Annotated in this window: 10 protein-coding genes; 8 read left to right on the top strand and 2 right to left on the bottom strand. The window is 66.7% G+C overall.

Annotated features, from left to right (window positions below; genetic code table 11):
- The first annotated feature begins 832 nt into the window (after positions 1-832).
- The 5 genes from OG534_RS38115 (at position 833) to OG534_RS38135 (ending at position 7,145) form a co-directional block, all read left to right on the top strand.
- Positions 833-1,252, top strand: a complete 420-nt coding sequence (locus tag OG534_RS38115; protein ID WP_442807279.1) for a WhiB family transcriptional regulator — start codon at positions 833-835, stop codon at positions 1,250-1,252.
- Between the two features lie 1,172 nt (positions 1,253-2,424).
- Positions 2,425-3,129 carry a hypothetical protein gene (locus OG534_RS38120; protein WP_326594246.1) on the top strand — a complete coding sequence of 235 codons (705 nt, stop codon included), beginning with the start codon at positions 2,425-2,427 and terminating at the stop codon, positions 3,127-3,129.
- Between the two features lie 51 nt (positions 3,130-3,180).
- Entirely contained in the window at positions 3,181-3,597 is a 417-nt protein-coding gene (locus tag OG534_RS38125; RefSeq protein WP_326594247.1) for a hypothetical protein, read from the top strand.
- 564 nt (positions 3,598-4,161) lie between these two features.
- Complete coding sequence (locus OG534_RS38130) at positions 4,162-4,650, top strand: DUF4158 domain-containing protein (protein WP_326594248.1); 489 nt, start codon at positions 4,162-4,164, stop codon at positions 4,648-4,650.
- Positions 4,608-7,145: a Tn3 family transposase gene (locus OG534_RS38135; protein WP_326594250.1), complete on the top strand. Its 2,538-nt coding sequence runs from the start codon at positions 4,608-4,610 to the stop codon at positions 7,143-7,145. Before OG534_RS38130 ends, OG534_RS38135 begins: the two co-directional genes overlap by 43 nt.
- 130 nt (positions 7,146-7,275) lie before the next feature.
- Here OG534_RS38135 and OG534_RS38140 read toward each other — a convergent pair whose 3' ends face one another.
- Positions 7,276-7,767 carry a MarR family winged helix-turn-helix transcriptional regulator gene (locus OG534_RS38140; RefSeq protein WP_326594252.1) on the bottom strand — a complete coding sequence of 164 codons (492 nt, stop codon included), beginning with the start codon at positions 7,765-7,767 and terminating at the stop codon, positions 7,276-7,278.
- Positions 7,768-7,825: 58 nt separating this feature from the next.
- Between OG534_RS38140 and OG534_RS38145 the strand changes: the two genes are divergently transcribed.
- The 3 genes from OG534_RS38145 (at position 7,826) to OG534_RS38155 (ending at position 10,650) form a co-directional block, all read left to right on the top strand.
- Positions 7,826-8,950 carry a hypothetical protein gene (locus OG534_RS38145; RefSeq protein WP_326594253.1) on the top strand — a complete coding sequence of 375 codons (1,125 nt, stop codon included), beginning with the start codon at positions 7,826-7,828 and terminating at the stop codon, positions 8,948-8,950.
- A complete protein-coding gene (locus OG534_RS38150; RefSeq protein ID WP_326594254.1) occupies positions 8,947-9,711 on the top strand; it encodes an alpha/beta fold hydrolase in 765 nt (254 codons plus the stop codon). The genes OG534_RS38145 and OG534_RS38150 overlap by 4 nt, the downstream gene beginning before the upstream one ends.
- A gap of 336 nt (positions 9,712-10,047) precedes the next feature.
- Positions 10,048-10,650 carry a recombinase family protein gene (locus OG534_RS38155; RefSeq protein ID WP_326594255.1) on the top strand — a complete coding sequence of 201 codons (603 nt, stop codon included), beginning with the start codon at positions 10,048-10,050 and terminating at the stop codon, positions 10,648-10,650.
- Between the two features lie 602 nt (positions 10,651-11,252).
- Here OG534_RS38155 and OG534_RS38160 read toward each other — a convergent pair.
- The gene (locus OG534_RS38160) at positions 11,253-11,834 is read right to left on the bottom strand and encodes an SMI1/KNR4 family protein (RefSeq protein WP_326594256.1); all 582 of its coding nucleotides are present in this window, start codon (positions 11,832-11,834) and stop codon (positions 11,253-11,255) included.
- Positions 11,835-12,212 lie beyond the last annotated feature (378 nt).

Here is a 12,212-nt window from a genome sequence, read left to right on the forward strand (position 1 = left end):
GCCGAACTCGCTGCCCCCCATAGGAAGAGGCCTCGGAGCGACTGAGAGGCCGTCAGCAGGCCTTACACGGCCTTTGGGTCGGGGAGCGAGACCTAAAATCGGCGCAACTGCCGCCCACAAGAGGCCTGCCGCGGCTAAGACGACGTTCATCCAAGCCACCCGATGCAGGCGGCCTCAGCGGAGCGGCCACGACAAGAGGACGGACCGCGTGTTCACAGACCGGGACCACTGACAGCCATCCCAGCGGCTGCTCCGTGTGCGGTCTGCTTGTACGGATCTCCTCGAACGGCGGCGGTAGCTGGCGGCGGGCTTGTAGTGTGAATGCCAAGGGGTGGCCGGCCGCCCTGACGCCTTCGGGCCAAGGTTCTTCGAATCGCCGGACCAACGTCCCTCAACAACACGGTTGGGGGACGTTGTGCGGTACGGGACAGGTCTGGCGGGGCGCGGGCAGAGACGGACCAGGAGCGTTCGGTTCGGCTACTGTCGCCGCTGACCGACCTTCCGCAGATTGCGAGCGTATTTTCTCGGCGCGGACGCCATGTCGGCGTGTGTGGGTTCAGAGGGACGGCGTATCCATCGGTCCTCGGGACAGAAGCCGAGCGCATGCCCCAAGCGTTTCCCCGTGATCATCTGCTTAGTGGCTCCGACAGCAGGGAAACGTGATTCGGCCAGAACACTTCGCGGTGCCCCGGCTTGGTGCCTGCCATCCAGCCGCACTGGCATGGGTGAGGACAGCTTCAGCTCGACGCATACACGGTCGAGTTCTGGCCATAAGAGCGTTGTCGCTCTGCGCTGCGATTCGCCCCCTGCCGGTTCACTCGATCTGATGGCCATGGCGACCGGGGGGTACCAGCCAGGGAGAGTCTTCCGTACGGTCGCGCTCAGCCCGCCCTCATCCGGGTGGAGTGGTGGGCGAGCCGGATCGGGGAGAGGACGGCAGACATTGGGCAGGGATCAAGGCTGGGGGGAACGGGCCAAGTGCCGGACCGCCGACCCGGAGGAGCTGTTCGTCGAGGGAGCCGCCCAGGCACGAGCGAAGGAGCTCTGCTCAGGGTGCCAGGTGCGCACAGAATGCCTGGCCCACTCGCTTGACCACCGAGTGGAGTTTGGGGTTTGGGGAGGCATGACCGAGCGTGAGCGGCGCGCGCTTCTGAAGCGAAGGCCGACGGTCACCTCCTGGCAGCGGTTGCTCGAGGCCGCCCGCAGCGAGTACGAGGACACCTCTCAGGTCGGGCCGGCGGCGGCCAGCTGAGCTGAGTGATACCTCCGGCTCCTGCAGAGTGGGACAGTCCATGTCCAGGTAGTACGCGCCGGCTTGAGCGTCAGCGAAGAGCCGACGCCATCGGGGGCCGGGTACGCACTGTTGAGCAGGTATCCCCGTGTTTGTGGTGGAGAAACGGATTTTCGCTGTTCAAGGCCTCTTGCCCAGGGTCGGTAGCTCCTCAGCCCTGGCGGGCTTGCGGTGCCCCGCCGGGGTGGCGGGGCACCGTTGGCGGCTGCGGGCCGGCTTTGCTTCGAAAAGTGGAAGCGTGGCTGAGGTCGGTGGTGGTGCGGGTAGCCGCTGATCGTGGTTGTGTGACGCACCCGCCGTTGGGGCTGGCTTTCGGTGGTGCCAGTAGAGAAGGACCGGATGGAGAACCCAAGCGGGGAACCCGAGGAATTGAGCTGTTCGCTCCGCCACAACCCTCGCCAGGCCCACGGGTTGCCTGGGCTAGGTCCGGCTCAGGTTGTGGGCTGCCTCGCTGAGTGGGTAGGCGTGCGGTGGGGGCAGCTTCCCTGGGGCTTTCAGGGGGAGGCAGGCGCTGGCTGCTGTGTCACCGGCTGCAAGGTGGGGCCGAGGTTTGATGCCGTCACCGTGGAGGGAGTTCCTGTCAGTAATGGCCGGGCGGTTGATTTCCAGTTGGAAGGAGGGCAGTTGCTACTGACGGAAGGTCATAGACGTGGCTCACGCCACGCCTTGGAACTGCAGGACCGTGTGTTGCTCTTGAGTAAGAGCGCTCCGCTTTTGCACGCTTCTGACCTGCGCTTTTATGTGAAGTGGCGTGTCGTCAGCAGCACATTTTGATCCTTGAAGTGTGTACGAAGCCAGCACACTCGGGGCGAAAGTCAAGCAGTCGTTGATATTTGGGGAAGACTGTCTCGCTCGGGATCATCGCAGGTCAGGACGCCGAGGGTAGAGGCGGATGCGCCTGCTGGCGTCCATTGCGGACGTTCGGAATGTGCCGCCATGACGGCACATGAACTCAAGTAGCCGTGGACTTTTGATGCCAGCTGGCATCAAAACTAAAACCCTCGTGGATTTTTGGTACATCTGGCGAGCTTGGCGGCTGCCAGAGTCTCTCCTCGGCGCGCCGACGCACCAAAAGACAAGCCCACGTTGATTTTCTCGATAGTCTCGGACCGCCTGAGTAACAAGGAGGTCCTGTGACATCTGATCCGCCCGCTCGTCGTCGACAGCGCGGGCCACGGCCAGTTCCCCCTCCCGCCGCGGCAGCGAACGACGCCGAATACGGAGACATCCTGGCCGTCCTCGGCCGGCAACTCGGTGAGAAGGTCTCCGAGGCCGCCGACCCCCGCGGCCGCCGCAAGCTCAAGGGCATCCACTTCGAGTACGCGGCTGACCCCCGCGCCGTCCACGACATGGCGGGCGACGCCGGCTACAGCCTGGCCAGCAACTGGTTCACACAACTGCTGGCACAGCTCGCCGTCGCCAACAGCATCACCAAGTCCCAGCTGTGCGTCTTCCTCTACGTCGCGGGCGGTCAGGTACCGGGCACCGGCATCACCCAGTACACACAGCAGGAAATCACCGACGGACTGAACAAGATCGCCGCCCAGAAAGGCGGCAAGATGACGTCACGCTCCACCGTGAACCGCGCCGTCCAGGCACTCTGCGGCTACAACTGGGTGGAAAAGGCCGGCAACGGCCGGATCCAGATCAACGTCCGCCTCTGGTTCCAGGGCAACAGCACGTCCCAGCAGGAGGTCCTGGCCGAGATCGCCGAACGACACGACCGTGACCCCGACGCGTTCCCATACGCTGTCGGGCCGGAAGGCGCCCGTCAGGAGGAGCTGGACCTCGACTTTGGGTCCGGCTCCGGATTCCGGGGAAGGAAACGCACAGGGTGATAGCGCTGCCAGGCCCGCTCACGGGCGACCGCTCACGAGGAAGGCCATCCCATGGCTAACGTCATGTCTCCGATCGTCGCGGAGCGTATCTGGGCCCTGCCCCTGTCAGGGTCCGCCGTCAAGTTCCTCCAGTATCTCGTCTCCCGCAGCGACTTCGGGGGACAGCTGCCGGTACGTCAGAAGGACATGGCTGCCGAGTACGGCGTCACACCCCAGGCCGTCAGTGGACTCATGGCCCCCCTCTGTGACCTGAACATCGTCCTCAGGCCGCGAACCGAGGAGCGGAACGGCAACTCATACCGCCTCCATCCTCTCGCGGCGAAGTACGAGAGCCACGACGCCATGGAGGCTGCGTTCCGGGACACCCTCGTCCGCATCCAGACCGGGGACCTGCCCAACCTGAAGCTCCCCACCTACCATCAGGCGCCGCCCGCCCCTACGGGCCGGCCGAAGCTGCAGGTCGCCTGACCGCCCGAGCCGTACATGACAGAAGGCCCTCCACCACGGTGGAGGGCCTTCTGCGCCTGAGTAACAGTTGGTTGCCTCACTATATCTGTCACGCACAGGGTGCGGACGGCTCGACTGCATTGCACCCGGCGCTCGTGTCGGGACCAGACCCGTGCGTGGGGGAGCCTCCCTGAAGGGCGACTCGGTCAGGTGTCGGGCCACGGTGAGCAGTGCGGAAACTTGCGTCAAGGAGACAAGGGAAGGGCGATTGCCCGGTGGGGATTCCGGTACTGGCTGAGTCGCTCGAGAAGACGCAGGTCAGGGCCATGGCGTGCTGGGGGAGCGACTGAAGCGACTGAACTTCAGGCAAATCAGGACTTCCTTGCGTGCAGCTTGGCGGCGGTAGCCTCCGCTGCATGGACCCACGTCCGGTCAGGGTCGGCCCTGTAGTCCTAGCTCGGACACCAGGGGGCAAGTAACCCCTCGGTAAGTCCGGAGGGGGTTGTAGCTGCCGTTTCCTGGCGCTGGGGCGCCTCGTTGGGCTGACCGGGTGGACGCCCGAAGGGTCAACGACAAGGGGCGGGCGTGCGACAGGAGTGGTCGCCGGAAGACGTGGTGGCGTGCTGGACGCTGGTGGACGGCGACTGGGACCTGGTGGCGAACAAGTCCGGCCCGACCAGGCTCGGCTTCTGCCTGATGCTCAAGTTCTTCGAGATCGAAGGACGGTTTCCGGAGTTCATCGAGGAGTTTCCGCAGCCAGCCGTCGAGTACGTCGCTGCTCTGGTTAAAGTCCCGCCGGCGAAACTCGCGACGTACGACCTGGCGGGCGCGAAGCGGCACCGGAAGCAGATCCGCGAGGCGTTGGGGTTCCGGCCGTCGACGCTGGCGGATGAGGAACGGCTGACGGAGTGGCTGGCGACTGAGGTCTGCCCGGTCGAGCTGGTCGAGGACCGGCAGCGGGAGGCCCTGCTGGTGCAGATCGTGTCGAGCGGATCGAGCCGCCGGGTCGTACCCGCGTCGAGAAGGTACTGGTGGCGGCGCGTAACCGGTGGGAGCGCGCGTTCTGCACCCTGACTATCAAGCGCCTGGGCGAGGTGTGCGCGGGCCGGCTGCTGGCGCTGGTGGCCGAGGGCAACGACGACGGCACCGCGCTGCTGGCCTCTCTGAAGCGGGACCCGGGTGCGGTGGGGCTGGACTCGCTGCTTACCGAGATCACGAAGCTGAACAGCGTGCGCAAGCTCGGTCTGCCCGAGGGGCTGTTCGCGGACTGCTCGGAGAAGCTGGTGGCCGCCTGGCGGTCGAGGGCGATCAAGATGTATCCCTCGGACTTCCGCGACACCAGCGAGGACGTCCGGATCACGCTACTGGCCGCGTTGTGCTCCTCCCGGCAGGCGGAGATCACGGACGCGCTGGTAGAGCTGCTGATCGCCCTGGTCCACAAGATCAACGCCCGTGCCGAGCGGCGGGTGGAGAAGCAGTTGACGGCCGAGCTGAAGAAGGTCCGGGGCAAGGAGGGCATCCTCTTCCGTCTCGCGGAGGCCGCGGTCGGCAAGCCGGACGAGATCGTACGGCGAGCCCTGTTCCCGGTGGTCGGGGAGAAGACCCTGAAGGATCTGGTCGCCGAAGCGAAGGCGGACGAGAAGGTCTTCAAGGCCAAGGTCCGCACCACCCTGCGCTCCTCGTACAGCTCGTACTACCGGCAGATCCTGCCGCCGCTGCTGAAGACCCTGGGCTTCAAGTGCAACAACACCGCCTACCGGCCAGTGATGGACGCGATGAAGTTGCTGGAGAAGTACGCCGAGGTCGACGGCAAGACCCGCTTCTACGACGCCGACGACGAGGTGGCTATGGACGGCGTCGTGCGCAAGGACTGGCGCGAGGCGGTCGTCGACGACAAGGGCAGGGTCGAGCGCATCCCCTACGAGCTGTGCGTCCTGGTCGCGCTGCGGGATGCCGTCCGGCGCCGGGAGATCTACGTCGAGGGCGCGATGCGGTGGCGCAATCCGGAGGACGACCTGCCCGGCGACTTCGAGGCCACCCGGACCGTGCACTACGCCGCGATCCGCCAGCCCCAGGACCCGAAGGAGTTCATCACCGGCTTGAAGCAGCGGATGACGAATGGCCTGGACCGGCTGTCCGCCGCGCTGGCCGACGGCTCGGCAGGCGGAGTCAAGGTCACCACCCGCAAGGGCGAGCCGTGGATCACCGTTCCGAAGCTGGAGCCGCTCGACGAGCCCACCGGCCTGGCGGCGCTCAAGGATGAGGTCGTCCGCCGAGGGGGCGTCCTCGACCTCCTGGACGTGTTGAAGAACGCAGACTTTCTGACCGCCTTCACCGACGAGTTCTCTTCCGTCGCCGCGTATGAACGCATCGACCGCGACACCCTCCAGCGCCGCCTCCTGCTCGCGCTCTTCGGGCTCGGCACGAACATGGGCATCCGCGCCATCGTGGCGACCGGCGAGCACGGCGAGAGCGAGGCCGCGCTGCGGCATGTCCGCCGGCACTTCATCACCGTCGACAACCTCCGTGCGGCCGTGACGAAGCTGGTGAACGCCACCTTCGCCGCCCGCGACACCGCTTGGTGGGGCCGGGGAAACGCCTGTGCATCGGACTCGAAGAAGTTCGGCTCCTGGTCCAGCAACTTCATGACCGAGTACCACGCCCGGTACGGCGGCAACGGCGTGATGATCTACTCGCATGTGGAGCGGAAGAACGTCTGTATCTACTCCCAGCTCAAGAGCTGTTCGTCGTCCGAGGTCGCGGCGATGATCGAGGGCCTGCTGCGGCACTGCACGGACGCCGAGATCGAGTCCAACTACGTGGACACCCACGGCGCCTCGGTCGTCGGATTCGCGTTCACCGAGCTGCTCAACTTCCGTCTGCTGCCCCGGCTGAAGAACATCGGCAGCATCCGCCTGTACCGCCCCGACGACGCGCCGCCCGGCTGGCCGGCGCTCGGCGGGTCACTGACGCGGCCGATCCGCTGGGAGCTGATCGAGCAGCAGTACGATCAGATGGTCAAGTACGCCACCGCGCTGCGCCTGGGCACTGCCGAGGCCGAGCAGGTTTTGAGGCGCTTCACTCGCGGCGGTCCCAAGCACCCCACTTACCAGGCCCTCGAAGAACTCGGCCGGGCTGTGCGCACCATCTTCGCCTGCGACTACCTCGCCAGCCCCGACCTGCGCCGCGAGATCCATGGCGGCCTCCAGGTCGTGGAGAACTGGAACAGTGCGAACACCGTCCTGCACTACGGCAAGGATGGCGCCCTCACAGGGCCGGACAAGGAGCACGCCGAGACCTCGATGCTCGCGCTGCATCTGCTCCAGTCCGCCTTGGTGCACGTCAATACTCTGCTGCTTCAGCAGGTCCTCGCCGAACCGGTGTGGGCGAAGAAGCTGTCGGATGAGGACCGGCGCGGGCTGACCGCGCTGTTCTGGTCGAACATCAACCCGTACGGCACCTTCCGTCTGGAGATGGACAAACGGCTCGACCTCGGGGTGGGGCTCACCGTGCCTCATCCCCGGCTGGCGACGGCCGGAGCAGGCGCCATGAGCCTCCCAAGCCTATAGCGCGGGCTCGATTCCCGTCATCCGCTCCATGGCAAAGCCCCAGGTCAGCGACCTGGGGCTTTTGTGTTGCCTAGACCTCTCAGTGCCGGCTTCGGCGTCCAGCGCTCGCGCGCGGAAGCGCGCCACACGCTCACCTCTGCACTTCGCGGACCCATGCCGTGAGGCCTGTCAGGAATCCCGCCTTCTCGTCGGGCGACAGCCCCTCCAGCGCGCGTAGCAGCGGCTCTATCCGCCGAACGATGAAGGCTTCGAGCGGCAGGCGGTGTTCCTCGGCCAAGGACACCAGGACGCGGCGGCGGTTCGTCTGATCCTCGGCCCGATCCACGATGCCGGCCCGGCTCAGGGCTCCGACCAGTTCGCTGGCGGTGGAGAGTGACACCTGAAGCCGTCGGGCGATCTCACTGACGGCCAGCGGCTGTCCGGCCAGCAACTGGGGCAGTACGGCGCCGTGGCGAGGCGTCAGGCCATGCGCCTCCATGACGCCTCGCAAAGGCTCCGGCATCAGATCCCGTACGGCCGAACCGCGAAAGAAGGGCTCCAACAGTGGTACGAGACCGGCGACTTCAAGCTCATCCGGGGTCGGCTTCCGTGACGTCTTCCCGGCGTTCTCGCTCTGCGACATGCTACAAGTGTATATGGTTCTGATATCCAAACTGTTTGGCTTTCCGAAGGGTTCTCTTATGCCGTCGATCAGCTACAGCGATGCGCTCAATGGCGCCTTGGAACGCATGGACGACCTGGGGTACGAGCGAGGACAAGGGGTGGATCTCGCCAACCACGGCCCGATGGGCGCCGAGGCACTCGCCCTGCTCGGACAAGTGGACGAAGTCGCCCGGTGGGTAGGGCGCTACCGGAAGGCGATGGAACACCACGAGCCTCCCGCCGCCCGCTTCGCCCTGGACCCCGCGGACGAGGCCTCGTGGCGTCCCGCCCTCGGCACCTTCCGGCGGGCCGGGGACTGGGAACGGCTCTTCGTCCGCGAACTGGCCAAGGCGCACTGGCGCGAGGTGCTCGTGCGCTGGTGGCCCCGCCTGCTTCCAGGGCTGTTCGCAGGCCTGACCCACGGGGTCATCCGCACCGCGCACGCCGTACGCGGCCTGTACGCGACCGGCGACAGAAGCACAGCGCTACAGCTGAAGGAACTGGCCCGCGGCCTGGCCTACTGGGCGGCCCGCTACAGCGAACTCCCCGGCCGCCCGCGACTGCACGGCCCCCATGAGCTGCCCGACGCGGTCGCCACGCTGCCCCGCGTACCGCTCGACGGCCCGATGGGGCCGGGTACCGCCCTCCACCGCCTGGACACGCTCGCCGAACTCCCCGGCTACGGCGAGTCCTTGGAAACGCTGGCCCCACAGCAGGCACCCCGGCTGCTGAGCGAGATGACGGCCCAGTTCGCCGATGTCTATCTCGGCCACCCCGAGGTGTACCCCGTCCCGCTGATCCACGGCGTCACGGCCCCCGCCGCCGTCCGCCTCGTACTCCCGCATCTACCGCACGAGCTGCACGAGCCGACGCTGGCCCGGCTCTGGCAGGTGCAGTCGGCGTTCCTATTCGCCTTCACCTCAGACCGGCGCGACGAGGGCACGGCGGCCTGGCAGTCGGAGATACCGGATCTGCCACCACTGGACGAGCTGGGCGCCCGCGCCGCCGAGCACGGCGACGAGCACGTCATCAAGTTCACGGAAGCGTGCCTGCGCGAATACGCCCTGCGGCCCGACCCGCGCTATCCGGCCGCCGCCTTCGCCGCGCAGCGGCGCATCACCCGCCTCGACGCCGGCGGCGGCGTCCGCGGAGCCGCGTCATGATGCACGGACTGCCCTGCCTGTCGGCTGGCGAAGGACCACCGTTGATCGTCCTGCTCTTCACGCCGGAGGCAGCCGTCCCCACCGGTGCGAGCCGCCGGCTCACCCTGCGGATGCTGCGACCCTTCTCCGAGCGGTTCACCACGCACCTCCTCATACGCCCGCCCGGCCTGCCGCCAACAACAACGATGGCCCAGCTCGCCGCTGTCCACGCCGACGCGATCCGGGAGACCTTCAGCGGGCCGGTGAACGTGCTGGGCCTGTCCACCGGTGGGTCGCTCGCCATCCAGCTCGCCGCCGACCATCCCGAGCTGGTCTACCGCCTCGTCCTGGGCGGTACGGCCTGCACCCTCGGCCCGGTCGGCAGGCGCGCCCAGCGCCGCTACATTGAGCGCGCACGGCAAGGCAAGCGGCCGAGCCCTGCACTGGCCGAGATGCTCACCGGTTCGACGATCGGCCGGACGGTGCTCAAAGGTCTGCTCTGGCTCATGGACGGCCACCGCGAACACCTTGACGCCGCCACCATGCTGAGCGCCGAGGACGGCTTCGACCTTCGCGGCCGATTGCACGAGATCAAGGCGCCCACGCTGCTCCTCCAGGGCGAGAAGGACATCGTCTACCCACTTGACCTGGCCCGGCAGACCGTCAAGGGCATTCCAGACGCCCGGCTGGTCGTCTACCGGGACCGCAGCCATAGCGGAACCTTCACGGACAAACGGTTCGCCGTCGACGCCCTGGCCTTCCTGCAGAACAATCAGCCCTAGGTTCCAGCCACCAAAGCCCCGGCTTCCTGGCGTGCCACTACATGCCAGTCGGGCTGGTAAGGAGCGGTCAACAAGGGCTTCTCAGGGATCGTGGCGCCCCGCCAGGCAGGCTCGGCCGATCGGACAAGGGCAACAGCTGGGTTTGCATGAGATTGACCGGCCTCGGGGTGATCTCACTCCGATCGCTCCGAGAGCTTGGTGGCCGGATACCCAGTGTCGACAAACGAACGTCTGCCGACACTCGCCCCACTGATTGCAAACCCTCAGGTGGGCAGTGTCGGCAACTCGCGTCGAGAATCAACGTCGGTGAACGGCCCGGCCGATAGATTCCGACACATGCTCATCGGCTACGCGCGGATTTCGACCGCCGACCAGAACCCCGATCACCAGATCGACGCCCTGCTGCGGGCCGGCGTCAACCGCGACAACATCCACGTCGACACCGCGAGCGGCGCGAAGGCATCCCGCCCGAAGCTCGACCTCGTCATGCAGCTGCTGCGCGAGGGCGACACGTTGAAGGTCACCCGTCTCGACCGGCTCTCCCGCTCCGTCCTCCACCTGGTGACCCTCGGCGCCGAACTGCGCGAGCGAGGCATCGGCCTGCACGTCATCGAGCAGGGCATCGACACCTCCACCATGGAGGGTCGCGCCATGTTCGGGATGCTGTCCGTCCTCGCCGAGCTCCAGCGCGAGCTGATCGTGGCGAACACCAACGACGGACTCGCGTCCGCACGGGCCCGCGGCCGGGTCGGCGGGCGCCGGCCCAAGCTCACCGAGGACCAGGCCGAACTCGCCCAGCAGCTCTACGACGCCCGCGAGAAGACCGTCCAGCAGATCGCCGACCTCTTCGGCGTGCCCCGCTCCACGGTGTACGGGCACCTCGACAAGACCAAGACCGTCCCCCGCCAGCCGAAGAAGAGCGCCGTGGTGCAGCCCTGAAAGCTACCGGTGGGTTACTTGTCCCCTGGTGTCCGAGCTAGGACTATCGGGCCGGGTCGCCCTGACAAAGCTGATCCCCGTGCGCAGGCGGGCTTCTCTGGGCTTAATCACGGGTTTGTGCCCTGAGTCAGGCCAGGGCAGGCCACGAGCTCTATTGGGCTGGGCGGCCCGGCTCGGCAGGCCGCCCGTCGCCGAGCCCAGCCAATGGCCCGTGCACCTCACCGCGCGCCGTCACTCCGCTGACCTGCGCAGTGAGTATGCGCAGCAGCGGCCGCGAGGGCGGTGTGACGTCGTACGTCGTTGGGCCTCGGGTCGTGCGGTATCCGGTCGAGGGACTCGGCGGGATGGCGGGGGAGGCGGTCCAGTCAGGCAGCCGGGAGACCATCCGCCAGACCGCTGTCCCCGTGGTGCCTTCGCGGACGCAGCGACGGGAATCAACTTGGCGTTTGGTTGTCGCACAGCGTGAGCCGCTCGCAAAATCTGTGCTAGAAGCGCGAGTTGTGAAGAGAACCGGGGCAGGGGTGTAAGCGTCGCGACGGGCTCGAGGGTTGGGGCCTAGTGCTGATCTCCCAGGGGTCGGGCTCTGGGAGATCGGAGGGCGGCTACAGAATATCGTCGTTGGATTCGAACATGTGGGCGTCAGCGGGAAGCTCGCTGAGGACGTCGGTGCGGATCTCTCCGGTGAGGGCATCCAGGACGAACTGGACGCACGATACGGGGTGATGTTCCCATTCGGGGCCGCAGCCGGCATCTGCCATGACGGTCCATTCGGCGGGGTCCTGGCCGTTGTGGGTGAGCCAGTACAGGAAGGCGCCGGTGCCCTCGATGTAGGCGAAGGGAACAAGGCCGCTGCCGTGGGGTGAGAGCTCGCCGGGCTGGGGCTCCCCGCGTTCTCCGGCCAACAGGCGGGCCAGCACTTCGGCACGTTCCTCGACCATGGTGAAGAGGTCGTAGTTCTTGTCCGGGCAGTCGGGTTCGAGGACCCAGATCGTCTCGTCGAAGAGCCCCCCGCCGTATGTGTCGATGAGCTGCTTGTAGTCCTCGGGCAGTGCATGGCCAAGGCGGGTACGGATACGACCCCACGAGGGCTTTGGCTGGTCGCGACCCGACGCGGGACGGATACGACCTGGTGACGCAGATGTTCCTCCTCGATCGAGCTTCGACTCCAGGGCCGCGTTCTGCAACGCGGCTTTGTCCCCGTGAGGGCGGGGAACCGCTGGGTCCCGAACGGCGACGCTCCGTGCGCCGAGAACAGGTCGAAGAACGGTGCCGGCAGCCATGTGGCGGTGGCCATTCCACTCTTCCTGTCTGTCTGACGGTCTGGCCGAGACGAACCACGGGCAACAAGGACCGGCCCGGACGCCGTCCCAGGCCGGCACTTCCACTGTGCGTGCCGGGACGGTCTGGTCGGTACCAAGCAGTCGCTGCTTGAGTCGCTTCAGAAAACTGCAGGTCAGGAGAAATTTGGACCGGGCTTCAGCGACTGAAGCGACTCACCTATGGAACTGCCCTCACGAGACCCGCGTAGCTTCTTCTGGCCTTCGTCCACCCTCGCTGCATCC

This window comes from Streptomyces sp. NBC_01294, from assembly GCF_035917235.1.
Taxonomy (GTDB): domain Bacteria; phylum Actinomycetota; class Actinomycetes; order Streptomycetales; family Streptomycetaceae; genus Streptomyces; species Streptomyces caledonius.